Source organism: Leifsonia sp. NPDC056824 (assembly GCF_042789575.1).
Classification (GTDB): domain Bacteria; phylum Actinomycetota; class Actinomycetes; order Actinomycetales; family Microbacteriaceae; genus Leifsonia.
Map to the genome: position 1 here is coordinate 1 of NZ_JBHUAV010000003.1, position 25,391 is coordinate 25,391.

Genomic DNA, 25,391 nt, shown 5'->3' on the forward strand with positions numbered 1-25,391 from the left:
GGGCGCGCTCACCTGGGGGGCCCGGGCCTTTTTGGGGTTGGGGGGGGCCCCTAACCCCCCCTAAAACGCGGGTTTTAGGGGCGTTTACGTGCCCCTCGGCGGATGGGGAGGCGCGTTACGCTGGCGGGGTGACCGTTGCCATCCGTGCTGCGACCGCCGCGGATGCGGTGGCGCTGGCGGAGGTCGCGGCCGTGACCTTCCCGCTCGCCTGCCCGCCGCACACCACGGACGCGGCCAAGGCCGCGTTCATCGCGGCCGTGCTGTCGGCGGAGCGGTTCGCGGAGTACACGGTCGACCCGGCGCGGCGGCTGCTCGTCGCGCAGGACGACGACGGGGCCGTGATCGGCTACACGATGGTGAACCTCGGCGAGCCGACGGACGCCGACGTGCGGGCCGCCGTGCGGGCGCGCCCGACCGCCGAGCTCAGCAAGTGCTACGTCCTCCCCGGTCACCACGGCGAGGGCGTCGCCGGCCGGCTGATGGAGGCCAGCCTGGCGGTGACGGCGGAGGCCGGGGCCGCGGGGATCTGGCTCGGCGTCAACGAGGAGAACGCGCGGGCCCAGCGCTTCTACGGCAAGCACGGCTTCGAGCGCGTCGGCTCCAAGCGCTTCCTGGTCGGGGACCGGCTGGAGGACGACTGGGTGATGGAGCGCGCGCTGGTCAGCCTTCCGCGACCTTGAGCACGATCGCGCCCTTGGTGTGCTCGTGCTCGAGTGCTCGGTGGGCCTCCGCGATCTCGTCCAGCGGGAAGATCCGGTCGACGTGCACGCGGACGCTCCCGGTCTCCAGGAGGCGGGCGATGACGGCGAGCGTGCTCCCGTCCGGCGCGCCGGTGTAGCCGGTGACACGCACTCCTGCGGCAGCGGCGGCCTCGGCCAGCCCCGGCTCGACGCCGGCCGGGGCGTGCAGCACGAGGAGGCCGCCCGGCCGGATGAGGGCGAGCGCGCGGGTGGCACGCTCGGTGTCGGGGGCCGGGTCGATCACGACGTCGACGCTGTCGCCGAGCCGGGTGGGGTCGTAGCCGGTGGCGTCCTCGTCCACCACCTCGGCTGCGCCCAGCGAGCGCAGCCAGGCGTGGTCCGCGTTCGGGGTCGTGGCGATGACGTGAGCGCCGAAATACGCGGCGAACTGGATCGCGACGTGTCCGACGGCGCCGGTGCCCGCGTGCACGAGCACGCGCTGGCCGTCGTGCGCCTTGGCCAGCTCCACCACCATCCCCCACGCCGTCAGCGCCGCGTGCGGGGCCGCCGCCGCCTCGATGTGGGAGAGCGTCGCCGGCTTGCGGACGAGGCTCACGCTGGGCACGGAGACGTACTCGGCATAGCTGCCTCCGAAGCGGGGGACCATCACCATCCCGAAGACCTCGTCACCCGGCCGGAGCGGATGTGCGGCGAACGGCGACTCCACGACCACGCCGCTGAAGTCGTGGCCGAGCACGGCCGGGAAGCTGTGGATGGCGCCGAACACGCCGCTGCCCGAGCGGGTGGACGCGTCGAGCGGGTTCACGCCGGCCGCGACGACCTTGACCAGGAACTCCGCGTTCACCCGGTCGGGAGTCGGGGCCTCGCCGATCCGGAGAGCCCCCGGGTCGCCCGCCGCGTCGAGGAGGGCGGCGCGCATCGTGTTCGGCATTCGTGATCCCCTCGTCGCGTCGCCGCGGTCGGTGCGGCTGCTCCCAGTCAAACGCGCGGAGTGGTCGCGGGTGTTTCGGGCGGGTCACCGCGTGTGAACAGTCTGTTTCCCGGTCCGCTCAGGCCTCCTCCCTCCTCATTCAGAAAGGGGCGGCCCGGCTCAGGACGTTCGCAGGGATGCGCCGGTTAGAATCCCTCGACCCGAATCTTCCCGAGGAGCCCCCGTGCGACGACTGCTGCGTATCGTGCGCCAGCCGTTCGCCCTGCCCGTTCTCGCCGGCGGCCGGCAACGGGCCGTCCCCGTCCTGCTGGCGATCGGGACCGTGTGCGTGCTCAGCGGACTGACCATCATCTGGGCGGCCAGGCTCACCGTGCCGTACCCGGTCTACGTGAGCGAGCTCGGCGCGGTCGGCGCCCCCACCGCCATCCCGTTCAAGGTCGCCCTGCTGCTCATCGCCGCGGGCGGCTTCTCGGTGGCGCTGGCGAGCGGGCGCGTCCGGTCGTCCGTGCGGGCGCTGGACCGGTGGGCTCCCGCCGTCAGCCTCGGCTTCGCGGCGCTGTGCTTCGTCCTGGCCTCGCAGGTGACCTGCACGGCGTACTGCCCGGTCCCGCTGGTCGACCCGGCCTCCACCGTGCAGGATCTCGTGCACACCGTCTCTGCGGTGGTCGGCTTCGCAGCGGCGTGCTTCGCCATGCTCCAGGTCGCGTTCGCCTCCGGGCTGCCGCGCGTCGCGCGCGTGTCCCTGGCGAGCTGCGTCGCGGTCGCCGTCATCACGATCCTGGGCGGACTGCTCGCGCTCGTGCACGTCGCGACGGACATCGGCGCGTGGCTGGAACTCGTCGGCACCACGGTCGCGATCGCGTGGATGGCGGCCTACGCTCTCGCGCTGGTCAGGGGACCGTCCGGTGTCCGCAGCGTGTCGGCCGACGCAGCGGAGATCGCGGAGGCCGACCAGACGGATCAGGAAGCGATCGTCGGCTGAGCCTGGGCCGTCGGCCGCGAAGTGGCCTCCCGCAGCAGGTCGATCAGGTCGCCGGCCAGGGCCACGAGCCGGGCGATCTCGCGGTCGTCGCGGTCGACCCACTGGCACTGCGGCTCGTCGTGGATGGGCACGAACCGGTCGTGCTGCTCCCACACGAACAGCGTCCGCTCGGCGCCGAGGACGTACTGCTGCCACCAGATCTGCCGGAGGTAGTGCCGCGGGATGCTGTTGAACGGCTTGTTCGTGGTCTTGATCTCGGCGAGCTCGATCCGGCCGCCGACGCGCAGGACGAGGCCGTCGGGCGTCGCGAGGTGCCTCCGGTCGCGCTCGGCGTGGAAGAGCAGGTCGGAGGGCTGGATGCCGTGGGTCGCGGCCACCCAGGCGGCGATCTCCGGCTCCCGGCTGCGGCCGTGCTGGGTGAAGGAGTTGCCGGAGAACCCGGAGCCGTTCAGCTTGTCGTAGACGGCCGCGCGCAGCGACTGCGGAGTGGACAGCTTGGCGACGTCGGTCGCGGTGATCCCGCGGCTCCGGGCGCGGAGCCAGCCGACGCGGTCGCTGGACGACGCGACGATCCGCGCCAGATGGCCGGTCGCGCCGGGGACGGCCGGCACCACCGGCCGCGGGGCCGGGGCGGACGAGCTCGGGCCGAGGTCCGCCAGGACGCCCGGCCGGTAAAGGTCGGCGGTGCGGGTGGCGGAACGGTCGAACACCTGTCCATTCTGCCTCGCCCCACGGACTCGCGCTGTCAGCCCACGCCCGCGGCGCCGAGCTGGCGGCGTGCCTCGTCGATGGTGGCGAGTGTCGACACGGCTTCGTCCAGCGAGTGCAGCGGCGACTCGGTGCGGCCCTCCGCCACGTAGCGGGCGAGGGCGGCCGCCTCGTACGACATCCCCTCGCGGTACGGGCGGCCGTAGGGGTCGCGCCACTCCGCGGCGACCCGGCCGTCGGAGCCGACCAACCGCAGCCCGCTCGGTCCCCAGAACGGGCTGTCCAGCTCGATCCTGCCCTCTGAGCCGCAGATGGTCGCCAGCGACGGCGTGCCGGCGCGCAGGCCCGTGCTGAGCAGCGCCTGGCCGCCCTGGGCCGAGCTGAGGATCAGCGCGACCTGCTCGTCCACGCCGGTCGGGGCCAGCGTGCCGGTGGCGATGATCCCGGCAGGAGCGCCGAGTGCGAACGACGCCCACGACACCACGTAGACCCCGAGGTCGAGGAGGGCGCCGCCCGCCAGCGCAGGGTCCCACAGCCGCCCGGCCGGGTCGAAGGCGGCGTTCCCGCCGAAGTCGGCGGTGACCACGCGCACCTCGCCGAGCGCGCCGGCGTCTAGGAGCTGACGCACGATGTCGGTCTGCGGCAGGTAGCGGGTCCACATCGCCTCCATCGCGAAGACGCCGGTCTCCCTGGCCGCCGCGGCGATCCGCCTGGCCTGGTCGGCGGTCGCGGCGAGCGGCTTCTCCACCAGGACGTGCTTGCCCGCCGCGATGGCGAGGAGGGCGTGCTCCAGGTGCTCGCTGTGCGGCGTCGCCACGTAGACGACGTCCACGTCCGGGTCGGCGACCAGCTCCTCGTACGAGTCGTACGCGCGCTCGGCGCCGTGCGCGGCCGCGAACGCCGCGGCGCGCTCGGCCGAGCGGGAGCCGCACGCGACCATCCGCTGCGTCGTGTGCGCGTGCAGCGCGTCGGTGAAGTCGGCGGCGATCCCGCCGGGGCCGATCACGCCCCAGCGCAGCGCCGGCGCGTCCGCGGGGTCGGGGAAGCGAGGAGCGGGCAGCGTGACGTCGACCATGCGACCAGTCTGCCCCGAACGAACTGACAGGACACGCCGCCTCCCACGGTGCGGAGGCGGCGTGTCCTGTCAGATGGATGGTTAGACCGGCTGGGGGTTGGAGACCTCCGGAGCCTTGCGGGCACCGCCGACGGGCGCGGCCCAGCGCACGCCGTTCGCGAGGACGCGGCGCACCTGCGGGTGGAAGTACACCGGGTACTCCTGGTCGCCGGGCGAGAAGTAGAAGATCTTCCCGCGTCCGCGCGTGAAGGTTACGCCGGAGCGGAACACCTCCCCGCCGGTGAACGAGCTGATGAACACCAGGTCGTCGGGGGTCGGGATGTCGAAGAACTCCCCGTACATCTCCTGCGCGTCGATCACGATCGGCTGGTCGACGCCCGCCGCGATCGGGTGCGTGGGGTTCACGTTCCAGACCAGCTCGCGCTCCCCGCCCTCCGGGTTGCGCCAGCGCAGCGAGCAGGTGGTGCCGAGCATCCGGATGAAGATCTTCGAGAAGTGCCCGGAGTGCAGCACGATCAGGCCCATCCCGCCGAGGACGTGCTGCCGCACGCGCTCCACCACCTCGTCGGAGACCTGGTCGTGCGCGATGTGGCCCCACCAGAGCAGCACGTCGGTCTCGGCGAGCTGCTGCTCGCTCAGGCCGTGCTCGGGGTCGGCGAGCGTCGCCGTGCGCACCGCGACCTCCTCGCCGAGCAGCTCGGTGAGGCCGGCGGCGATGGCGCCGTGGATGCCGTCGGGGTAGATCGCGGCGATGGCGGGCTGGGTGGTCTCGTGGACGCCTTCGTTCCAGACGGTCACGCGCAGTGGAGTTGTGCGCAGTGCGGTCATGCTCAGGCCTCCTGGGTCTCAGTCGTGGTCGTGTCGAGGCCGGCGGTCGCCGGGCTCAGGCGCACCTCGGCGCCGAGGCGGGCCGACTCGTACGCCGCGTCGATGACGCGCGCGCGGTCGAGTGCGAGCGAGCCGTCCCAGTGCGACCAGTTCGCCTGATCGGCGACGTGCTCCAGGAACGTCTCGACCACCGCGAGGTGGCCGCGGCCGGCGTCTGCGGTGACCGCGACGTCCTCGACCTCCTCGCCCTCTCCGGTGAAGATGGTCAGCTCGCCGGCGGGGGCGTAGTCGACGACGCGGAGGTCGGCGCCGCCCTCGGTGCCGTAGAGGGTGATGCCGAACTCGTCGCCCGCGGGGCGGTACGCCGCCCAGCTCGTCTCGAGCACGATGGACCCGCCGCCCTCCAGCCGCAGCAGCAGGCTGGCCAGGTCCTCCACCTCGTAGGCGGAGCCGACGTGCTGCTTGTCGCTCTTCGCGCCGCCGCGGCCGCGCGCGCCGAGCTCCGAGTGGGTGACGGCGGAGACCGCGGTCACCTGCGGCTCGCCGAACAGGTGCAGGGCGTAGTCGAGGACGTGCACGCCGATGTCGATCAGCGGTCCGCCGCCGGCCATCTCGCGGTTGGTGAACCAGCTGCCGAGCGCCGGGATGCCGGCACGGCGCAGCCAGACCGCCCGCGCGTGGTACGGCCGGCCGATCTGGCCGGCGTCGATCGCGGCCTTGAGCGCTTCGATGTCGCCGCGGCGGCGGTGGTTGAAGGCGACCTCCAACACGCGGCCGGAGCTGTGGGCGGCGTCGACCATCGTCTGCGCCTCGGCGGCGGTCCGCGCGATCGGCTTCTCGCTGAGGACGTGGATGCCGGCCTCCAGCGCTCCGACGGCGATCGGGGCGTGCAGGAAGGTGGGGACGGCGACACTCACGACGTCGAGGTCGCCGTCGGCGACGAGGTCGCGCCAGTCGCTGTAGAGGCGGGTCACGCCGTACTTCTCGCCGAGTTCGGCGCGCGGGCCGTCCTCCATGCCGGCGATGGCGACGAGCTCGACGCCCGGGAGGTCGGAGTAGGCGGCCATGTGCTGCTGGCCGGCCCAGCCGAGGCCGACGACGCCGGCGCGGAGCGGGGTGGATGCGGTGGTCACTGCGGTCCTTTCGAAGGGGTGGTGTTGTGGAGATCGGTACCGCGGCGCCCGGTCGAATCGATTCGACCTTCCCGGCGCGCGGAGGTGGACGGTGGACGGTGGCGGCTCAGCGGGGGAGGGGACGGGAGGCGACGCCGAGGGTGTCCTGGATGACCATGATGGCCGCCCCGATGGCGCCGCCGGTCTCGCCGGAGCGGGACTGGGTGATGGTGAGATGCTGGGTCGCGAGCGGGGTCGAGCGCTGGTAGACGACCTCCCGCACCCCGGCGAGGAGCTGCTCGCCGACCTGCGACAGGCTGCCGCCGACGACGACGAGCGAGGGGTTCAGGAGGTTGACGCAGGTCGCGACGACTTCGCCCAGGTCCCGGCCGGCCTGGCGGATGGCCTGCAGCACCTCGGCGTTGCCGGTGCGGGCGAGCGCCACGACGTCGTCGCTGGTCTCGGCAGGGATGCCCGCCGCAGTGAGCGCCCGTGCGATGGCCGGGCCGCTCGCGAGGGCCTCGAGGTCGGCGTCGCGGGCGCCGTGGCTCGGCGTCTCGCTGGTGAACGGCACGCGGACGTGGCCGAGGTCGCCGGCCGAGCCCTGCGCGCCGCGCTGCAGGCGGCCTCCGCTGATGATGCCGGCGCCGATGCCGGTGGCGACCTTGACGAAGAGCAGCTCGGACTGGTCGGGCCAGGCGAGGGCGTGCTCGCCGAGCGCGAGCAGGTTCACGTCGTTGTCGACCAGCACCGGCACGTCGAAGACGCGCCGCACATAGGCGGGGATGTCGAAGCGGTCCCAGCCGGGCATGATCGGCGGGTTGACCGGGAGGCCCGTGGAGTGCTCGACCGGTCCGGGCACCCCGACGCCGACGCCGACCAGGTCGCCGAGCGGGCGTCCGGTCGCGGCGTACAGGCGCTCGGCGGTCTCGAGGGCCCAGTCGAGCACGGCCTCCGGTCCGTCGGAGATCTGGAGCCGGCGGGAGTCGCTGCTTGTGACCGTTCCGGCGAGGTCGGCCAGCGCGACGACGCCGTGGGTGGCGCCGAGGTCCACGCCGAGCACGACGCGCGAGTCGGGGTTGAACCGGATGCGCGCGGGCGGGCGGCCGCCGGTCGAGACGTCGTCGCCGGCCGGCGCGACCAGCCCGGACTCGGTGAGCGTGTCGATGCGCACCGCGATCGTCGAGCGGGCGAGGCCGGTCAGCTCGGCGAGCTGCGCGCGGGTACGCGGAACGCCGTCGCGCAGGATCGCCAGGAGTTCCGAGGCGTCAGCGGCGACGATGCCGGACTCCCGGACACTGTCGGTCATGCACGTATTGAACCACAGGGCTGCTCGGCGGTCCAAAGGCCGCCGATCGAGCGGCGACTTTTGATTGACAATCGGCAGAAGTCTCGCTTGAATGGATGTCGGCGCCGTTTCGCGCGCCGACACCCCCAGCGAACTCGACGAGGAGAACCATGTCGACGTCAAAACTCTCCGTGCAGCTCTATACGGTCCGTGAGCTTCTGACCGAAGACACGGTCGGGACCCTCCGCCGCATCGCGGACATCGGCTTCACCCAGGTCGAGCCCTTCGGCTTCCTGGACTTCGCGGACGGCCTCCGCCAGGGCTTCGCCGAGACCGGCCTGACCGCGCCCACAACCCACCAGGGCTTCATCGGCCGCGACGACCTGGACACCGTGTTCGCCGCCGCCGCCGACCTCGGCATCCAGACGGTCATCGACCCGCATGTGCCGGGCGAGCGCTGGCACACCGCCGAGGATGTCGAGGCCACCGCCGCCGCCCTCAACGCCGCCGCCCAGGTCGCCGCGAAGCACGGCGTCCGTGTCGGCTACCACAACCACGCCCACGAGCTCGAGAGCACCATCGAGGGCGTCACCGCGCTGGAGTACTTCGCGAGCAAGCTCGCCCCCGAGGTCGTGCTCGAAGTCGACACCTACTGGGTGATCGTCGGCGGCAAGGACCCGGTCGAGCTGCTCACCAAGCTCGGCGACCGCGTCGTCGCCCTCCACATCAAGGACGGCCCCGGCACCACGGAGACCAAGGACCAGGTCGCCGTCGGCCAGGGCTCCGTGCCCGTCGCCGCCATCATCGACGCCGCGCCGAACGCCCTCCGCGTCATCGAGCTCGACGACTCCCGCGGCGACCGCTTCCAGGCCGTCGCCGACAGCTTCGCCTACCTCACCTCGGAGGCCTTCGCGTGACCGGCACCGGAAAGGTCGGCGTCGGCCTCATCGGCGCCGGCGTCATCAGCAACCAGTACCTCGAGAACCTCACCGCGTTCCCGGACCTCGACGTGCGCTTCGTCGCCGACATCGACCTGGACCGCGCGAAGGCCCAGGCCGACAAGTACGGCGTTCCGGGCTCCGGCACCGTCGAGGAGCTGCTGGCGGACGACACGATCGAGATCGTGGTCAACCTCACCATCCCCAAGGTGCACGTCGAGGTGGCGCTGCAGGCGCTCGCCGCGGGCAAGCACGTCTGGAGCGAGAAGCCGTTCGCGCTCGACCGCGCCAGCGGCGTGCAGCTGCTGGAGGTCGCGCACGAGAAGGGCCTGCGCGTCGCCACGGCGCCGGACACCTTCCTCGGGGCCGGCATCCAGTCGTCGCGCCGCCTGCTCGAGAGCGGCGCCATCGGCGCGCCGCTGACCGCGCTCACGCTCATGCAGAGCGCCGGCCCCGAGTCGTGGCACCCGAACCCGGACTTCCTGTTCCAGGAGGGCGCCGGCCCGCTGTTCGACATCGGCCCGTACTACCTCACCGCGCTGGTGCAGCTCTTCGGCCCGGTCAAGCGTGTGTCGGCCGTCGCGTCCAAGGCGAAGGAGTCGCGCGTCATCGGCTCCGGCCCTCGCGCAGGCGAGTCGTTCGCGGTCACCGTGCCGACGCACGTCAGCGCGCTGTACGAGTTCGAGAGCGGCCAGACCGCGCAGTCGATCTTCAGCTTCGACTCCAAGCTCGGCCGCACCCAGTTCGAGGTCGCCGGCCTGGAGGCCACGCTCGTGGTCCCGGACCCGAACACCTTCGAGGGCGACCTCCTGGTGCACGGCGCGGGCGGCATCGAGACGCTGCCGGCGACCGGCACCACCAACGGCCGCGGCATCGGCGTCGTCGAGCTGGCCCGGGCGATCCGCGCGGGTGTGCCGGAGCGCGCCTCGGGCGAGCAGGCCTTCCACGTCCTCGACGTGATGGTCGCCACCATCGAGGCCGGTACGTCCGGGGTCGCGGTGGATGTGAAGAGCACCGTCGAGGTCGCACCCGCCCTGCCGGAGGACTGGGACCCGCGCGCGGCGACTCTGGACCCGCGCGCGGCGACTCTGGCCTGACCCGGATCGACGGACGAACGGAGCAGCGTGAGCAGCGAGTCGGGTGGACTGAGCCGGCGTGACGAGAGCACGGCCGGGTCGCGGCTGCGCGTCGCGATCGTCGGCGGCGGCTTCATGGCGGAGGTGCACTCGCGCGCTGCGCGGGCCGCGCGCGCCGAACTGGCGGGCATCGTCTCGTCGTCGCCCGAGCGCTCGGCCGCCGCGGCCGAGCGCCTCGGGATCGGCCGGGCGTACGGATCACTGGAGGAGGTGCTCGCCGACGACGCGATCGACGTCGTGCACGTCACCACGCCGAACGCGCTGCACGCCGCGCAGGCCGCGGCCGTGCTGGCCTCCGGCAAGGACGTGGTCTGCGAGAAGCCCCTGGCGACGACGGTGTCCGACGCGGAGGCGCTGGTCGCCGCCGCGGCCGGCCGCATCGCGACCGTGCCGTTCGTGTACCGCTTCCACCCGCTCGTGCGGGAGGCCAGGGCGCGCTTCGCGTCCGGCTCGGCAGGGCAGGTGCTCACCGTGAACGCCTCCTACCTGCAGGATTGGCTGCTGGCCTCCGGCGACGACAACTGGCGCGTGGACTCGGAGCAGGGCGGCCGCTCCCGCGCCTTCGCCGACATCGGCTCGCACCTGGTCGACCTGGTGGAGTTCGTGAGCGGCGACCGGGTCGCGCGCCTGTCCGCGAAGAAGCGCACGGTGTTCGCCGAGCGCGCCTCGCACGCGGGCATCACGACCGAGGACGCCGCCGCGGTGGTCATCGAGACCGAGAGCGGCGCCATCGGCACCCTGCTCGTGTCGCAGGTCGCTCCCGGCCGCAAGAACCGGCTCTGGCTGGAGATCGCGGGCAGCGCGGAGAGCGTGGCCTTCGACCAGGAGCAGCCGGAGACGCTCTGGGTCGGCCGCCGCTCCGGCAGCCTCCTCGTACCGCGCGACGCCGACCAGCTCAGCGCCGACGCCGCCCGCCTCTGCGTCGTGCCCTCCGGCCATCCGCAGGGCTACCAGGACGCGTTCAACGCGTTCGTCGCCGACAGCTACGCCGCGGTCGCGGGGGAGACCCCCGACGGCCTGCCGCGCTTCGAGGACGGCCTGCGCGCCGTCCGGATCACCGACGCCGTGATCGACTCCGCCGAGTCGGGCACCTGGATCGAGATGGGAACCAACTGATGACTGACGTCGAGTCGGGGCGCACGCACCCGGTCACCCTGTTCACCGGCCAGTGGGCCGACCTCACGCTGGAGGAGGTCGCCAAGCACGCCTCCGAGTGGGGCTACGACGGCCTGGAGATCGCCTGCTCGGGCGAGCACCTCGACGTCTGGCGGGCCGCGGAGGACGACGCCTACCTCCAGGGCCGCCTCGACATCCTCGACAAGTACGGCCTGAAGGTCTGGGCCATCTCCAACCACCTCAAGGGCCAGGCGGTCTGCGACGACCCGATCGACTTCCGCCACCAGGCGATCGTCGGCTCGAAGGTCTGGGGCGACGGCGAGCCGGAGGGCGTGCGCCAGCGTGCCGCGGAGGAGCTGAAGCTGACCGCGAAGGTCGCCCGCAAGCTCGGCGTGGACACCGTCGTCGGCTTCACCGGCTCCAGCATCTGGCCGTACGTGGCGCAGTTCCCACCGGTGCCCGCGTCCATCATCGACGCCGGCTACCAGGACTTCGCCGACCGGTGGAACCCGATCCTCGACGTCTTCGACGGTGAGGGCGTGCGGTTCGCGCACGAGGTGCACCCGTCCGAGATCGCCTACGACTACTGGACCAGCGTCCGCTCGCTGGAGGCCATCGACCACCGCGAGGCGTTCGGCTTCAACTGGGACCCGTCGCACATGATGTGGCAGGACATCGACCCGGTCGGCTTCATCGTGGACTTCCAGGACCGCATCTACCACGTCGACTGCAAGGACACCCGGCTGCGCCCGAAGAACGGCCGCGCCGGCGTGCTCGGCTCGCACCTGCCCTGGGGCGACCCGCGCCGCGGCTGGGACTTCGTCTCGACCGGACACGGCGACGTGCCGTGGGAGGACTCCTTCCGCGCGCTGGAGTCGATCGGCTACACCGGCCCGATCTCGATCGAGTGGGAGGACGCCGGCATGGACCGCCTGCACGGCGCCAAGGAGGCCGTCGGCTACATCCGCTCCCTGCTCTGGAACCTGCCCACCGCCTCCTTCGACGCCGCCTTCAGCAACCAGGACTGACCGCCGAAACGTGAGTCGTTGCGGGAATCGCGCGGGCGATTTCCGCAACGACTCACGTCTCGGCGGCCGAAGGTAGGGTCGGGGCGTGGAGATCGTTCGGGGCGAGGACTGGTACGGGCGCGAGCTCGACGGGGTCGAGTTCGACGGGGTGGAGTTCATCGACGTCGACTTGACCGAGGTTCGGTCGGCGGGGGCGACGTTCACCGCGTGCACGTTCCGGAAGGTGCGCTTCAACGTCAGTGAGCACACCGACAGCGCATTCGTGAACTGCACGTTCATCGGGTGCAACTTCTTCGACGCCACGTTCCGGCGGTGCAAGGTCACCGGGAGCAGCTTCAGCGGCTGCGAGTTCGCGCTGCTGAAGGTGGATGGCGGCAATTGGTCGTTCGTCGATCTCGGCCGCGCCGAGCTGCGCGGCGCCGATTTCACCGGGGTGCGGCTGCGGGAGGCCGACCTCAGCCGGGCGCGCTGCACCGAGGCTGTGTTCTCGGGATGCGACCTGTCGGCCGCGGTGCTCACGGGCGCGGACTTCTCGGCGGCGAACCTCGTCGGCAGCGACCTGACCGGCGTCGACCCGACCGACGTCGGCCTTCGCGGCGCCACCATCGACGACGCCAAGCGATCCTCCTGGCGGAGGCCGCCGGAATGGTCGTCGTCGCCACGCCCTCCTGACCACCCAGGGGACGCAACACGCCGTTCGCCGCGCGCCGCGACGGCGAGTCGCGACCCCTGAACGCGACGGCGCCCGTCCCCGGTGTCGCGGGGACGGGCGCCGAAGCGGTCGCGGTGTGCGCTACGCGACCTCTTTCACCTGGCCGTGCTTGATGTGCAGCCGGCGCTGGGCGCGCTTGGCGACGGCGCTGTCGTGGGTGACGACGATGACGGTGAGGCCGCGGTCGCGCCACAGGCCTTCGAGGAGGTCCATGATCTCGTCGCGGGTCTCCTCGTCCAGGTTGCCGGTCGGCTCGTCGGCCAGCAGCACGTCCGGGTTCTTCACCAGGGCGCGGGCGATCGCGACGCGCTGCTGCTGACCTCCCGAGAGCTCGGACGGGAGGTGGCTGCCGCGGTCGGCCAGTCCAACCGAGGCGAGTGCCTCCGCGGCGCGGCGCTTGCGCTCCTCGGCGCTCACCTTGAGCGGCGCGAGCGCGGTCTCCACGTTCTCCTGGGCGTTCAGCGTCGGGATCAGGTTGAACCCCTGGAAGACGAAGCCGATCTCGTTGGCGCGGATGCCGGTGAGCTTGTGGTCGCCGAGCTTCGACAGGCTCGCCGAGCCGAGCTCGACCGAGCCGGAGGTGGGCCGGTCGAGCGCGCCGAGCATCTGCAGCAGCGTCGACTTGCCTCCGCCGGTCGGGCCCTGGATGGCGACGAGCTGGCCGTCGGGGATCTCCAGGGTGACGTCGCTGAGGGCGATCACCTCGCGGGAGGACTGGCGGTACTTCTTGGTGACGTTCGTGAGGGTGTACACGGTGACTCCTTCTGGTCGGGCCGGGCTCAGGCGACCGAGCGCAGGGCTGCGGCGGGACGGAGACGGGAGGCGCGCCAGCCGCCGATCGCACCGGCGATGAGACCGCCGAGGATGGCGAGCGCGACCGCGCCGACGATGATCCACAGGGTCACCGGGGCGTGCAGGGCGATGTCAGCCGTGGTGGTGGAGGCGGCCCGGCGGATGCCGGCGAACGCTCCGCCGCCTCCGGTCCCGCCGCCCCCGAAGCCGCCGCCGCCGAAGCCGCCCGCGCCGGTGCCGGTTCCCGCGCCGCCAGTCCCGGCGCCGGTTCCCCGGCCGGCCGCATTGGCGATACCGGAGCCGCCGACGCTGCCGGTCAGAGTCGGGGAGACGATGTTGACGACCCAGACGCCGAGGAGTCCGACGGCGACGCCGATGATGCCGCCGATGAGGCCCTGCACGATCGACTCGCCGGCGACCTGGCCGGTGATCCGCCGGTTGGACCAGCCGATCGCCTTCAGGGTGCCGAACTCACGGGTCCGGCGGGTCACACCGGAGATGGTGAAGAGGATGGCGATGAGGAACGCCGCCGCCAGCACGATCACCGAGAGCCAGGTGCCGAGGTTGGCGATGAGCTGCCCCGCGCTGCCGAGCGAGCCGGACACGGTGGAGGCCAGGTCGGCCTGCGTGCTGACGGTCGCGCCGGGGAGGGCCTTGGTCAGGTCGGCCTTGATCTGGTCGATGTCGCTGGACGACGCCGCCGTGACGTAGACCGAGGAGATCTTGGAGGCCTGCCCGGAGAGCGTCTGGGCGACGCCGATCGGGATGTACGCGTTGGCCGCGGTGGTGGAGTCGGCGCCGGTCGCGGAGACGATCCCGACCACCTTGAAGTCGGTGCCGCCGATGGTGATGGTGTCGCCGACCGCTTTGGACGCGGTCTTGGCGTACGCCGCGTCGAGCACGACGACATCCGCCGCCTTGTCCGCCGCGGTGAAGGTGCGCCCGCTGGACAGCGTCACGGACGAGAGCGGCCCGACCGATTTGCCGGCCGGGTCGAGGCCCATCACCGAGAACGAGTCGACCGTGAACGAGCTGCCGCCCGCGCCGTCAGCGCCACCGGTGGGCGGGGGAGTGGAGGCCGTGGACCCGCCGCCGGCCTGCCGCTGCTCGCGCAGCTGCTGGAAGTTGGGGAGGGTGCCGCTGAAGCTGGTGTTGGTCAGCGACAGCACCGCGGCCGCGGATTGCACGTTCTGGACCTTCTTGGCGGTGGTCAGGGTGGCGGCGTCCATCACCGTGTCGCCGCGGGTGGTCGCCAGCCGGGAGGTGTTCACCTGGCGGCCTGCGCCGGTGTCGGTGCCGGAGTTCGCGCCGAAGTCGAAGCGGGGCCCGCCGCCGGCGCCCTGCTGGGCAGTCGCGCTCTGGGCGGTGGCCGGCTCGGTGATGGTGATGTCGGTGCCGACGCCGTACACGGACTGCAGCACGCTCGCCTGCGCGTCCTTGACGCCGGCGGAGACCGCGTTGACGATGATGACGAGCGCGATCGCGAGCGCCATGCCGATCGCGATGATGATCGTCTGCTTGCGGCGATTGAGGAGCTCGCGCCGCAGATAGGTCCCGAACATTGGCTTCCATATCTCTGGGTCGGAAAAGTGATTCATCGTGAAGCTAGGGTCGGGGGATAGCGGGTCTCTATGGCGAGGCTATGGATCTGCCGTGTGCCGCTTAGGGTGCTCACATGCGGCGCAGCGGCGTCGATGCACCGGTTCACAGAAGCTCCATAGCTTTCACAAAGACACCATCAATCCCGCTCCTCATAATGGGAAAGGTGACCATCAACGCCCGAGCCGCCTCCGGCCAATCCAGCCAGCCCCGTACCCTCCTGCGCCGCGCAGACGGCAGCTCGATCCGCGTCCTCGTCGTCGACGACGAGGCGACGCTCACCGATCTGCTCGCGATGGCGCTGCACTACGAGGACTGGGAGGTGAAGACCGCGTCCAACGGGCAGCAGGCTCTGCAGCTCTCCCGCGAGTTCAAGCCGGACGTGGTCGTGCTGGACATCATGCTGCCGGACATCGACGGCCTCCAGGTGCTCTCCCGGATGCGCGCGGACGGCAACGAGGCGCCTGTGCTGTTCCTCACCGCCAAGGACTCCCTCGACGACCGGATCGCCGGGCTCACCGCCGGCGGCGACGACTACGTCACGAAGCCGTTCAGCCTGGAGGAGCTCGTCGCCCGGCTCCGCGGCCTGCTGCGCCGGTCACGCGCAGCCGTCGCGGACCAGGACGACCCGGTGCTCATCGTCGGCGACCTCGTGCTGGACGAGGACAGCTACGAGGTGCACCGCGACGGCGCCCCCATCCAGCTCACCGCGACCGAGTTCGAGCTGCTGCGGTTCCTGATGCGCAACCCGCGCCGCGTGCTCAGCAAGGCCCAGATCCTGGATCGGGTGTGGTCGTACGACTTCGGCGGCTCCTCCAGCGTGGTCGAGCTCTACATCTCCTACCTGCGCAAGAAGATCGACGCAGGGCGCCCCGCGATGATCCACACCGTGCGCGGCGCCGGCTACATGGTGAAGGCCGCCCAATGACCGCTGCCCGCACTGCGGGCGCCCCGACCCCCGGCCGTGAGCGCGCCCGGCGCTTCGGCCTCCGTCCGTTCCGCTCCTGGACGCTGCGCAGCCGGGTGGTGCTCGTCGTGGTCGCGATGCTCGCTGTGCTGGGAGCGGTGATCGGCACGGTCAGCGTCCTGGCGCTGCAGAACTACCTGCTGGACCGGCTCGACCAGCAGCTCATCAGCGCTCTCGAACGCGGCCAGCACACGGCCGACCGCATCAATGCGGGCGGTCCGACGAACCCCCAGGCTCAAGGCGTCGTGACGACGCCAGGACAGCCGACAGGCACCCTCGGCGCGGTTCGAAGCGCCGATGGAGGCCTGCTGTTCCCTCCGGTCATCCTCTCCGACCGGCCCTCGCCGTCCACCGACCAGCCGCTCGGACCCAAGCAGGTGACCATCAACGGCCTCGCCCTGCTCACCGTACCCGCGGACTCCCAGCCCCGGACCGTCGACCTCGGCGACCAGCTCGGCTCGTACCGCATCGCCGCGGCGCAGCTCGACAACGGCGACAGCGTCATCATCGGCCTCCCGCTCAGCGAGGTGACGGCGACCACCCAGCAGCTCACGCTCGTCATCGGGCTCGTGACCCTCGCCGGGCTCGTCTTCGCCTTCCTGATCGCCAGCTTCGTCGTCCGCCTCGCCATGAGGCCGCTCGCGCGTGTAACGGAGACCGCGGAGCAGGTGGCGCACATGCCGCTCGACCGCGGCGATGTCGCGCTGTCGGTGCGCGTCCCCGAGGCGGACACCGACCAGCACACCGAGGTCGGCAAGGTCGGCTCTGCGCTCAACCGAATGCTCGGGCATGTCGCCTCCGCGCTGACGGCCCGGCAGGCGAGCGAGCAGAAGGTGCGCCAGTTCGTCGCCGACGCCAGCCACGAGCTGCGCACCCCGCTCGCCTCGATCCGCGGCTACGCCGAACTCACCCGGCGGTCGCCGCACGAGCTCCCGCAGGACGTCACCCGCTCGCTGGGCCGCATCGAGTCGGAGGCGACCCGGATGACCTCCCTGGTGGAGGACCTCCTGCTCCTGGCCCGCCTCGACGAGGGACGTGAGCTCGACCGCGACCCGGTGGACCTGTCCCTGCTGCTGATCGACGCCCTCAGCGACGCGCACGCGGCCGGCCCCGACCACACCTGGCACATCGACCTGCCGGAGGAGCCGGTGGAGGTCCTCGGCGACGCCCCGCGGCTGCACCAGGTGGTGATGAACCTCCTCGCGAACGCCCGCGTGCACACGCCGGAGGGCACCACGGTGGTCGCGGCGCTCGCGGTGGACGCAGTCACACGGGAGGCCGTGGTCACGGTGACGGACGACGGCCCCGGCATCCCCGAGGAACTCCGGTCGACGCTGTTCGAGCGCTTCGCCCGCGGCGACAGCAGCCGCAACCGCGCGACCGGCTCGACCGGGCTCGGCCTCGCCATCGTCTCCGCGGTGGTGGAGGCGCACGGCGGCACGGTCACGGTGGCCAGCGAGCCGGGCAGCACGGTGTTCACGGTGCGGCTGCCGCTCGTGGGCGAGCCGCCCCTGGCGGACGCGCTCCCTGCCGAGACGGTCGAGGACACGATTGTCGAGGACGCGCCGGTGAAACCCGAGAACGCACCAGCACCCGAGAACGCGCCGGAAGGGGCGGACCGGGAGTGACCGGAACCGTCCTGCCCACGGTCGCGTACGGCGACCCCGCCGCCCCGCCGCTGGTCTTCCTGCGCGGGCTGCCGTCCGAGCCCGGTCGCGCCCGCGGGCTGGACGCGCTGACCGAGCGCGTCATCGTCAGCGGTCCGGCGCGCACTCACCGCGTGCACGCGGTGGGCCGGCCGACCTGGCTGCAGCCCGGTGCCACGATGGCGGAGGTCGCCGACCTGTACGCCACGATGCTGCGCGGCCGGTTCCGCGCCCCCGCGGCGATCATGGGGGTGTCGACGGGCGCCAGCATCGCCCTCCAGCTCGCCGTCGACCATCCGGACCTGGTGAGCTCGCTCGTGGTCGCGGCGGGGGCGGCGACGCTCGGCGCGAACGGCAGGGCCGCACAGCGCCGCTACGCCGACCTCCTCGGCGCCGGCGACCCCGGTGCGACGTCCGAGCTGGCGCTCGCGACGATGGACTCCCCGCTGCTGGCCCCCGCCGTCCGGCTGCTCACCCGGCTGCTGCCCGGGCCGGCCGACCCGGACGGGCTGCGCACCCTGGTGGAGGCCGAGGAACGCTTCGACGTCCGCGACCGGCTGTCGCGCGTCTCCGCGCCCGCGCTGGTCGTCTCCGGCGGACGCGACTTCTTCTACCCGCTGCAGCTCGCCGCGGAGACGGTCCGTGGACTCCCGCGTGCTTCGCACGTCGTCTATCTGAACCGTTCGCACGCCGGGGTGGCGTTGCACCCGCGGTTCGGGCGGGATGTGGGGGAGTTCCTGCGGGCCCACCGCGGAGCACCGGATTTGCAACCGGCCCACCCCATCCCGTACCCTTGACGAAGCCAAAGACCGCTGGTTGACGTGCATGCACGTCCGAAGACTCACTCAGGTGGGGGCCCGCGCAGGTGTGTGAAGCGATTCCCGCAGTTCGCTGCGACGACGAGCTCCGTGCCCTTGCGCCGGAGCTTTTTTCTTTGCCCGCGGTCGAGGCGCACACCGCTCCCGCGGTGTGCATGAAGACAACCGAGGAGTAGCCATGGCGAACAAGGAAGCCACGGTCGCCGAGCTCGAAGGACTGTTCGAGAGCTCGACCGCCGTTCTGCTGACCGAGTACCGCGGTCTCACTGTTGCTCAGCTCAAGACGCTGCGCAAGTCCATCAGTGAGCACGCGACCTACGCCGTGGTGAAGAACACGCTGACCAAGATCGCGGCCAACAACCAGGGAATCTCGTCGTTCGACGAGGAACTGGTCGGGCCGTCCGCGATCGCGTTCGTGCACGGCGACCCCGTCGCCGTCGCGAAGGCTCTGCGCGACTTCACCAAGGCAAACCCTCTGCTGGTGGTCAAGGGCGGTTACTTCGACGGTAACCCGCTGACCGCAGAAGAGGTAGGCAAGCTCGCCGACCTCGAGTCCCGTGAGGTTCTGCTGGCCAAGCTGGCCGGCGCCTTCAAGGCCTCGCTGTTCGGAGCCGCATATCTGTTCAACGCACCGCTGTCGAAGGCCGTTCGCACGGTCGACGCGCTGCGTGAGAAGCAGGAGTCCGCTGCCTGAGTCCTCACGGACCAAGTAGCGGTGAGTAACCACACACACTAAGGAGAAAATCATGGCAAAGCTGTCGACTGAGGACCTGCTCGACGCGTTCAAGGAGCTCACGCTCATTGAGCTCAGCGAGTTCGTGAAGAAGTTCGAGGAGACCTTCGAGGTCACCGCCGCCGCCCCCGTCGCCGTTGCTGCGGCCGGTGCCGGCGCTGCCGCCCCCGCGGAAGAGGTCGAGGAGAAGACTGCGTTCGACGTCGTCCTCGAGGCCGCCGGTGACAAGAAGATCCAGGTCATCAAGGAGGTGCGCGCCCTCACCAGCCTCGGCCTCGGTGAGGCGAAGGCTCTCGTTGACGGCGCACCGAGCACCGTGCTCGAGGGCGCCAGCAAGGAGGCCGCCGAGAAGGCGAAGGCTCAGCTCGAAGAGGCTGGCGCCACCGTCAACCTCAAGTAGTCGACGCCCCATCGGGGCTTCTTCTACCGCAGGCTGACACAGCCACGCGACGCGGACTCCTTCTGTACCAGAGAGTGTTCCGCGTTGTGGAGGGCGTCGCCCCCGTAACGGGGCGGCGCCTTCCGTGGTTTAACCACCACGGCGCAGCGCGGACGCTCATCCACCAGAGCGTCCGATCGCGCCTGCCCGCGTGCATCGGTGTGCAAGGACGCACAACCGGAAGAAGAAACCACGATGAATACCTGGCGCACGTTCGCCTCCACCCTGCGCGGACTCGGGGCCGCGCTCCTGCACGGTGACGACCGCGACAGCGGCGCCCACCCGCCGGATCTCTACCGCAGGACCCTCCTGTACGACCGGTACCTGCGGTAACCCGACCATCGAGGGGCACGTCGTTGTCGCTTTCCACACGGAAAAGCGACAACGACGTGCCCCTCGTGCTTGTAGGGTCGGGTGGGTGGTGGAGAGTGAGCGGGAGGCTCGGGTCGCGTACGACCTGGTGGCCGAGGATTACGCGGCGCTGCTGGAGGGCGAGCTCGCGAAGCTGCCGATCGAGCGGGCGATGCTGACGGCGTTCGCCGAGCAGGTGGCGGCGGACGGCGGGGGAGCGGTGGCCGACATCGGCTGCGGTCCCGGCCGGGTGTCCGGGTTCCTCGCCGGCATCGGGGTGGACGTGCGCGGCGTCGACCTGTCGCCCGGGATGATCGAGGTCGCGCGGCGCGACCACCCCGGCATCCCGTTCGAGGTCGCGTCCATGGCAGCCCTGCCGTACCGGGACGGGGAGCTCGCCGGCGCGCTGGCCTGGTACTCGATCATCCACATCCCGCAGGAGCGGCAGGACGCCGTGCTCGCCGAGTTCGCCCGGGTGGTCCGGCCGGGAGGCCGGCTGCTGCTCGGCTTCCAGGTGAGCGAGCACGGCGACGAGGACGTGGTGCACCTGCGCCAGGCGTACGGGCACGAACTCGACCTGCGCACCCGCCGCCAGTCACCCGCCCGCGTGAAGCAGCGGCTGGCTGCGGCCGGCTTCGCGCTCGTCGCCGAACTGATCCGCGAGCCGGTGGCCCCCGAGAAGTCGCGGCAGGCGTTCCTGCTGGCTCAGCGCACCGCCGGCTCCGCCTCGGAGGCCGCGGCCGCCTCCTGAGCGGAGTGCTCGCGCACCCGGCCGCGCACCAGGAACCAGCCGCCGACGAGCAGCGGCACGATGACCACGAAGGCCGCGCCGACCGTGAAGGTGCCCATCGGGTAGTCGAGGAGGATCAGCACCCCGACCAGCGCGAGGAAGCCGAGGGTCAGGTAGCTCGTGAACGGAGCGCCGGGCAGGTGGAACGCGGGCCGGGCGAGCCGGCCGGCCCGGGCGAGCGACTGCAGCTTGAGCTGGCAGAGCACGATGACCGCCCAGGCCGTGAGCAGTCCGATGGAGGTCAGGTTGATGCCGATCTCGAACGCCTCGGCGGGCACGACCAGGTTCAGGCCGACGCCGGCCAGCGCAACGATGCCGGTGATGACGATGCCGCCGTAGGGCACGCCCGCCCTGTTCATCCGCAGCGCGAAGCGGGGAGCCGCACCGCGCAGCGCCAGCGACCGGGCGATGCGGCCGGTCGAGTAGAAGCCCGCGTTGAGCGAGGAGAGCGCAGCGGTCAGCACGACGAGGTTCATGATCGCGTCCGCACCGTCGACGCCGATGGACGAGAAGAACGTGACGAACGGGCTCTCGCCCGCCTTGAACGCGGTGTAGGGGAGGAGCAGCGAGAGCAGCAGCACCGACCCCACGTAGAACAGCGCGATCCGCACCAGGATCGTGTTGATCGCGCGGGGCATGGTCTTCGCCGGGTCCTCGGTCTCCCCGGCGGCGGTGCCGATGAGCTCGATCGCCCCGTAGGCGAAGACGACGCCCTGCACGACGAGGATGAGCGGCAGCACTCCGTTCGGGAAGAGGCCGCCGTTGTCGGCCAGCAGTGCGAAGCCCGGCGTGCGGCCGTCGACAGGCGTCCCCCAGACGACGAAGGCGATGCCGATGATGAGGAAGGCGACGAGCGCGACCACCTTGATGAGCGCGAACCAGAACTCCAGCTCGCCGAACACCTTCACCGAGAGCAGGTTGAGCAGGAGCACGACCGCCAGGGCGACCAGCGCGTAGATCCACTGCGGGATGTCGCCGAGCACCGGGATGTACTTGCCGAAGAAGTGCATGTAAAGCGCGACCGCCGTCACATCGACGATGCCGATCATCGCCCAGTACATCCAGTACATCCAGCCGGTCACGAAGGCGAGCTTCTCGCCGTAGAACTCGCGGGCGTACGAGACGAACGAGCCGGAGTCCGGGCGGTGCAGGATCAGCTCGCCGAGCGCGCGGAGGATGAGGTACGCGAACACTCCGCACACCGCGTAGACGATGAGGAGGCCGGGGCCGCCCGAGGCGAGGCGGCCGCCGGCCCCGAGGAAGAGGCCGGTCCCGATCGCGCCGCCGATGGCGATCATCTGGATGTGCCGTCGCTTGAGGCCCTTGTGATACGTGCCGTCGCCGGCCGGGTCGGTGGAGGTCATCCGGAGAGTCAAGCAGGATGGGCCGACTTGATTTATATAGGCTAGCTATATAAAATGGCTGTCGTGACCGAGACCACCACCGACACCGCCCAGCTCCGCACCACCCTCGGCGACCTCGTCGTCGCGAGCCACCGGCTCGCCCGGCTGGCCGCCCGCGTCACGGGCAGCACCGAGTCCCCGGCGACCTGGCGGACGCTCAGCGTGCTGCAGACGTCAGGTGCGATGCGGCTCGGCGAGCTCGCCTCCCAGAGCCGCGTCTCGCAGCCGACGATGACCAAGATCGTGCGCAACCTCGTCGAGTCGGAGTGGGTCAAGCGCATCGCCGACGTGGACGATGCCCGCGCCTGGCAGATCGCGATCACCCCGAAGGGCGCCGCCGCGCTCCAGGACTGGCGCGACACGCTGTCGGAGGCCCTGGTGCCGATGTTCGCCGACCTCCGCGACGACGAGCTGGCCGCCATGCGGGCCACCGTCGAGATCATCGCCTCGCGCGTCGACCTGTCCGCCGCGACGTCGGCGGCTGTCGGCGGCCGCTGAGGCAGTTCGCCTCACCGTTCACTCTTCATCACTCTGCAGACCTAGGAGGCCTCACCCGTCCATGTCCCATCAGAAGCCGGACAACATCCTCAAACAGCCGACCGCCGTCTGGGCCGTCGCGTTCGCGTCGGTCATCGCGTTCATGGGCATCGGCCTCGTCGACCCGATCCTCCCGGCGATCGCCGCCAGCCTGCAGGCGACCCCGACGCAGACCGAGATGCTCTTCACGAGCTACCTGCTGATCACGGGTGTGGCGATGTTCTTCACGAGCTGGATCTCCAGCCGGATCGGCGCCAAGCGCACCCTGCTGATCGGCCTCGCGCTGATCGTGGTGTTCGCGCTGGCCGCCGGGCTGTCGCAGAACGTGTGGACGATCATCGGCTTCCGCGCCGGCTGGGGTCTCGGCAACGCGCTCTTCATCTCCACGGCGCTCGCGACCATCGTCGGAGCGGCGGCGGGCGGGACGTCGGCGGCGATCATCCTCTACGAAGCCGCGCTGGGCCTGGGCATCGCCATCGGCCCGCTGCTCGGCGGGCTGCTCGGAAGCTGGAGCTGGCGCGGGCCGTTCTTCGGTACGGCGACCCTGATGGCCATCGGCTTCATCGCGATCGTCGTCATGCTCAAGAAGAACCCCGAAAAGCCGGTCCCGACCAAGCTCTCGGCCCCGTTCCGCGCGCTCGGCCGGCCCGCGCTCGGCTTCCTGGCCGCCGCCGCGCTGTTCTACAACATCGGCTTCTTCGTGCTGCTGGCGTACACGCCGTTCGCGCTGGCCGACCTCGGCGTGAAGGACGCGATCACGCTCGGGCTGATCTTCTTCGGCTGGGGCGTCGCGCTCGCAGTCACCTCGGTCCTGGTGGCGCCGCTCCTCACCGCGCGGCTGCCGCGGACCCGTGTGCTGTGGCTGATCATGCCGCTGCTGGCGCTCGACCTCGCCGCTGCCGGCCTGCTGGTGGGCTCGCTGGTCGCGCTGATCGTGTGCGTGATCGTCGGCGGCCTGCTGCTCGGCATCCTCAACACGGTGCTGACCGAGTGCGTGATGGAGGCCACCGACCTGCCGCGAGCCGTCGCCTCGAGTGCGTACTCCGGCGTCCGGTTCCTCGGCGGCGCGATCGCCCCGCCGGCGGCCACCCTGCTGGCGAGCCTGTTCGCCCGGTCGACCCCGTTCTACGCCGGCGCCATCTCGGTCCTGATCGCCGCCGCCCTGGTCATGCTCGGACACAAGCACCTCAAGCGTGTCGACGCCCCGCACGAGACGCGTGAGCAGGAGGCGGAAGTCCTGGCCCTGGCTGACGCGGACTGACCTGAACCGGTTCAAAGAGAAAGCGAAGAGCCGCCCTGTCCTAGTCAGGGCGGCTCTTCCCGTACGCGCCGAAGCGTCGGTACGGACGGACTGTCGGCGGTCGATCGTGCCTACCCGAAAGGCGCGATCGGCCAACGGCCGCATGACCTATTGTTTCAGATCACAGGACGCTGATCGTTCATATCCGGCCGAATTCGTGCAAATCCGCAACGATTCACCCGCGCGTGTACGAACTCGCAGGACTCAGCGCGGCGGCGCGGTCGATGTGCGCACCACCAAATGCGCCGATGAGCGGACAGATCCGGCCTTCGGCTCGCCGCCGCCCAGCTCGTCCAGGAGGATGCGCGTGGCCACCGCCCCCTGCTCGAACGGGCTCTGCGCCATCGTGGTGAGCCCGAAGCACGCCGCGAAGTCGTGGTCGTCGATGCCGATGACGGAGAGGTCCTCCGGCACGCGCAGTCCGTGGTCGCCCGCGGCGAGGATGGCGCCCATCGCCATCTCGTCCGAGCCGGCGAACACCGCCGTCGGCCGCGGGCCGGGGCGGTCGAGCAGCCGGTTCATCGCCGCGCGGCCCTCGGGGAGGGAGAAGCCGCCGGGGATGACCCACTCCGGCCGCACGGGAAGGTGCGCTGAGCGCATGGCCTTCTCGAAGCCGCGCAGCCGGCCGGCCGGAACGTTGCTGTTCAGGCCCTCCTCGTCCTCGCCGCCGAGGTGGGCGATCTCGGTGTGGCCGAGGCCGATCAGGTGGTTGGTGGCCTCCTTGGCCGTGGCCTTCTCGTCGATCCCGACGCTGCGCAGCCCCTTGACCGGGCCGCCGACCACGATGGTCGGGTGGCCGAGCGACGCGAGCTGCTCGCGCTCGTCCGGCGTGAAATCGAGGCACAGCGCCAGCAGCGCGTCCGTGCGCTTGCGCAGGATGCTGCGGTGGAAGACCCGCTCCCGGTCGCCGCGGTGGCCGCCCAGGTTGAACAGGATCATGTCGTAGCTCGCCGAGCGCAGCTCCGCGTCGACGCCCTCCAGCACCTGCGTGTAGAACCAGCGGCTGACCGACGGGACGACGACGCCGAGCGCCAGGGTGCGGCCGCTGGCCAGCCCGGACGCGCTCGACGACGCGACGTAGCCGAGCTCGTCGGCGGCGCGCCGCACCGCAGCACGCGTGGTGTCCGACACGTTGGGGAGCCCCCGCAGCGCCCGCGAGACCGTCGCCGTGGAGACGCCGGTCGCGCGCGCGACCTCCTCGATGCCTGCCATGATCCCCCCGTCAGGAGTCCTGGGCCGCTCGTGCCTCCTCCGCCCGCAGGCGCGCCGCCACGATGCGGTGGCGCGCCTGCAGCAGAGCGATGAAGATCACGACGAGCACGAGCGAGATCAGCGCCCACGTCAGCGCGGGTTGACCGGTCAGCTCGCAGACGGCCGTGATGATCGCGAACACCGCCCCGAAGAAGCCGACGAAGCCGAGGCCGATGTCGACGAGCTCCTTCGGGTCGGTCACGCGCATCG

Annotated in this window: 27 protein-coding genes; 16 read left to right on the plus strand and 11 right to left on the minus strand. The window is 71.4% G+C overall.

Going from position 1 to position 25,391, the window contains the following annotated elements:
• Positions 1 to 128: 128 nt before the first annotated feature.
• On the plus strand, positions 129 to 680 hold the full coding sequence (locus ACFRFH_RS12895) for a GNAT family N-acetyltransferase (protein WP_382463408.1): 552 nt from the start codon (positions 129 to 131) through the stop codon (positions 678 to 680).
• Here the strand turns inward: ACFRFH_RS12895 and ACFRFH_RS12900 are convergent.
• Complete coding sequence (locus tag ACFRFH_RS12900; RefSeq protein ID WP_382463409.1) at positions 661 to 1,632, minus strand: NADP-dependent oxidoreductase; 972 nt, start codon at positions 1,630 to 1,632, stop codon at positions 661 to 663. The genes ACFRFH_RS12895 and ACFRFH_RS12900 overlap by 20 nt on opposite strands.
• A 223-nt stretch (positions 1,633 to 1,855) precedes the next feature.
• Here ACFRFH_RS12900 and ACFRFH_RS12905 point away from each other — a divergent pair, with 223 nt between their 5' ends.
• Complete coding sequence (locus ACFRFH_RS12905) at positions 1,856 to 2,614, plus strand: DUF998 domain-containing protein (protein WP_382463410.1); 759 nt, start codon at positions 1,856 to 1,858, stop codon at positions 2,612 to 2,614.
• Here the strand turns inward: ACFRFH_RS12905 and ACFRFH_RS12910 are convergent.
• The 5 genes from ACFRFH_RS12910 to ACFRFH_RS12930 all read right to left on the minus strand — a co-directional run bounded on the left by ACFRFH_RS12910 (position 2,593) and on the right by ACFRFH_RS12930 (position 7,646).
• Positions 2,593 to 3,324 carry a YqaJ viral recombinase family protein gene (locus tag ACFRFH_RS12910; protein WP_382463411.1) on the minus strand — a complete coding sequence of 244 codons (732 nt, stop codon included), beginning with the start codon at positions 3,322 to 3,324 and terminating at the stop codon, positions 2,593 to 2,595. The two genes, ACFRFH_RS12905 and ACFRFH_RS12910, sit on opposite strands and share 22 nt — an antisense overlap.
• Positions 3,325 to 3,359: 35 nt before the next feature.
• Positions 3,360 to 4,397 carry a Gfo/Idh/MocA family protein gene (locus ACFRFH_RS12915; RefSeq protein WP_382463412.1) on the minus strand — a complete coding sequence of 346 codons (1,038 nt, stop codon included), beginning with the start codon at positions 4,395 to 4,397 and terminating at the stop codon, positions 3,360 to 3,362.
• 81 nt (positions 4,398 to 4,478) lie between these two features.
• On the minus strand, positions 4,479 to 5,225 hold the full coding sequence (locus ACFRFH_RS12920) for a ThuA domain-containing protein (RefSeq protein ID WP_382463413.1): 747 nt from the start codon (positions 5,223 to 5,225) through the stop codon (positions 4,479 to 4,481).
• 2 nt (positions 5,226 to 5,227) lie between these two features.
• Positions 5,228 to 6,358, minus strand: coding sequence for a Gfo/Idh/MocA family protein (locus tag ACFRFH_RS12925; RefSeq protein WP_382463414.1), 1,131 nt, complete (start codon positions 6,356 to 6,358; stop codon positions 5,228 to 5,230).
• Between the two features lie 106 nt (positions 6,359 to 6,464).
• Positions 6,465 to 7,646, minus strand: coding sequence for an ROK family protein (locus ACFRFH_RS12930; RefSeq protein WP_382463415.1), 1,182 nt, complete (start codon positions 7,644 to 7,646; stop codon positions 6,465 to 6,467).
• 149 nt (positions 7,647 to 7,795) lie between these two features.
• Here ACFRFH_RS12930 and ACFRFH_RS12935 point away from each other — a divergent pair, with 149 nt between their 5' ends.
• From ACFRFH_RS12935 to ACFRFH_RS12955, 5 genes are all read left to right on the plus strand, one after another.
• Entirely contained in the window at positions 7,796 to 8,542 is a 747-nt protein-coding gene (locus tag ACFRFH_RS12935) for a sugar phosphate isomerase/epimerase family protein (RefSeq protein ID WP_382463416.1), read from the plus strand.
• A complete protein-coding gene (locus ACFRFH_RS12940; protein WP_382463417.1) occupies positions 8,539 to 9,660 on the plus strand; it encodes a Gfo/Idh/MocA family protein in 1,122 nt (373 codons plus the stop codon). The genes ACFRFH_RS12935 and ACFRFH_RS12940 overlap by 4 nt, the downstream gene beginning before the upstream one ends.
• Before the next feature lie 27 nt (positions 9,661 to 9,687).
• The gene (locus ACFRFH_RS12945; RefSeq protein WP_382463418.1) at positions 9,688 to 10,815 is read left to right on the plus strand and encodes a Gfo/Idh/MocA family protein; all 1,128 of its coding nucleotides are present in this window, start codon (positions 9,688 to 9,690) and stop codon (positions 10,813 to 10,815) included.
• Positions 10,815 to 11,843: a sugar phosphate isomerase/epimerase family protein gene (locus tag ACFRFH_RS12950; protein WP_382463419.1), complete on the plus strand. Its 1,029-nt coding sequence runs from the start codon at positions 10,815 to 10,817 to the stop codon at positions 11,841 to 11,843. Before ACFRFH_RS12945 ends, ACFRFH_RS12950 begins: the two co-directional genes overlap by 1 nt.
• An 85-nt stretch (positions 11,844 to 11,928) precedes the next feature.
• Positions 11,929 to 12,576, plus strand: a complete 648-nt coding sequence (locus ACFRFH_RS12955; protein WP_382463420.1) for a pentapeptide repeat-containing protein — start codon at positions 11,929 to 11,931, stop codon at positions 12,574 to 12,576.
• A gap of 60 nt (positions 12,577 to 12,636) precedes the next feature.
• Here ACFRFH_RS12955 and ACFRFH_RS12960 read toward each other — a convergent pair whose 3' ends face one another.
• Both ACFRFH_RS12960 and ACFRFH_RS12965 read right to left on the minus strand, forming a co-directional pair.
• Positions 12,637 to 13,308, minus strand: coding sequence for an ABC transporter ATP-binding protein (locus tag ACFRFH_RS12960; RefSeq protein WP_370056293.1), 672 nt, complete (start codon positions 13,306 to 13,308; stop codon positions 12,637 to 12,639).
• Positions 13,309 to 13,334: 26 nt separating this feature from the next.
• Complete coding sequence (locus ACFRFH_RS12965; RefSeq protein WP_382463421.1) at positions 13,335 to 14,909, minus strand: ABC transporter permease; 1,575 nt, start codon at positions 14,907 to 14,909, stop codon at positions 13,335 to 13,337.
• A 194-nt stretch (positions 14,910 to 15,103) separates the two neighbouring features.
• Here ACFRFH_RS12965 and ACFRFH_RS12970 point away from each other — a divergent pair, with 194 nt between their 5' ends.
• From ACFRFH_RS12970 to ACFRFH_RS13000, 7 genes are all read left to right on the plus strand, one after another.
• On the plus strand, positions 15,104 to 15,874 hold the full coding sequence (locus tag ACFRFH_RS12970) for a response regulator transcription factor (RefSeq protein WP_382463422.1): 771 nt from the start codon (positions 15,104 to 15,106) through the stop codon (positions 15,872 to 15,874).
• Complete coding sequence (locus ACFRFH_RS12975) at positions 15,871 to 17,541, plus strand: sensor histidine kinase (RefSeq protein WP_382463423.1); 1,671 nt, start codon at positions 15,871 to 15,873, stop codon at positions 17,539 to 17,541. The genes ACFRFH_RS12970 and ACFRFH_RS12975 overlap by 4 nt, the downstream gene beginning before the upstream one ends.
• Entirely contained in the window at positions 17,538 to 18,356 is an 819-nt protein-coding gene (locus tag ACFRFH_RS12980; protein ID WP_382463424.1) for an alpha/beta fold hydrolase, read from the plus strand. Before ACFRFH_RS12975 ends, ACFRFH_RS12980 begins: the two co-directional genes overlap by 4 nt.
• A 199-nt stretch (positions 18,357 to 18,555) precedes the next feature.
• Positions 18,556 to 19,071 (plus strand): 50S ribosomal protein L10, encoded by a 516-nt coding sequence (gene rplJ, locus ACFRFH_RS12985; RefSeq protein ID WP_369960998.1) that lies wholly within the window; start codon positions 18,556 to 18,558, stop codon positions 19,069 to 19,071.
• 52 nt (positions 19,072 to 19,123) lie between these two features.
• Positions 19,124 to 19,510, plus strand: coding sequence for a 50S ribosomal protein L7/L12 (rplL, locus tag ACFRFH_RS12990; RefSeq protein WP_382463425.1), 387 nt, complete (start codon positions 19,124 to 19,126; stop codon positions 19,508 to 19,510).
• Between the two features lie 234 nt (positions 19,511 to 19,744).
• Entirely contained in the window at positions 19,745 to 19,882 is a 138-nt protein-coding gene (locus ACFRFH_RS12995) for a hypothetical protein (protein ID WP_179607953.1), read from the plus strand.
• A gap of 85 nt (positions 19,883 to 19,967) precedes the next feature.
• Complete coding sequence (locus ACFRFH_RS13000) at positions 19,968 to 20,651, plus strand: class I SAM-dependent methyltransferase (RefSeq protein ID WP_382463426.1); 684 nt, start codon at positions 19,968 to 19,970, stop codon at positions 20,649 to 20,651.
• Here ACFRFH_RS13000 and ACFRFH_RS13005 read toward each other — a convergent pair.
• A complete protein-coding gene (locus ACFRFH_RS13005) occupies positions 20,606 to 22,054 on the minus strand; it encodes an amino acid permease (protein WP_382463427.1) in 1,449 nt (482 codons plus the stop codon). The two genes, ACFRFH_RS13000 and ACFRFH_RS13005, sit on opposite strands and share 46 nt — an antisense overlap.
• A 63-nt stretch (positions 22,055 to 22,117) precedes the next feature.
• Between ACFRFH_RS13005 and ACFRFH_RS13010 the strand changes: the two genes are divergently transcribed.
• Positions 22,118 to 22,591, plus strand: a complete 474-nt coding sequence (locus ACFRFH_RS13010) for a MarR family winged helix-turn-helix transcriptional regulator (protein ID WP_382463428.1) — start codon at positions 22,118 to 22,120, stop codon at positions 22,589 to 22,591.
• Positions 22,592 to 22,652: 61 nt separating this feature from the next.
• A complete protein-coding gene (locus ACFRFH_RS13015; protein WP_382463429.1) occupies positions 22,653 to 23,891 on the plus strand; it encodes an MFS transporter in 1,239 nt (412 codons plus the stop codon).
• Positions 23,892 to 24,134: 243 nt separating this feature from the next.
• Here the strand turns inward: ACFRFH_RS13015 and ACFRFH_RS13020 are convergent, their stop codons facing one another.
• Both ACFRFH_RS13020 and ACFRFH_RS13025 read right to left on the minus strand, forming a co-directional pair.
• Positions 24,135 to 25,142: a LacI family DNA-binding transcriptional regulator gene (locus tag ACFRFH_RS13020; RefSeq protein WP_382463430.1), complete on the minus strand. Its 1,008-nt coding sequence runs from the start codon at positions 25,140 to 25,142 to the stop codon at positions 24,135 to 24,137.
• 10 nt (positions 25,143 to 25,152) lie between these two features.
• The gene (locus ACFRFH_RS13025; RefSeq protein ID WP_382463431.1) at positions 25,153 to 25,389 is read right to left on the minus strand and encodes a hypothetical protein; all 237 of its coding nucleotides are present in this window, start codon (positions 25,387 to 25,389) and stop codon (positions 25,153 to 25,155) included.
• Positions 25,390 to 25,391: the final 2 nt, after the last annotated feature.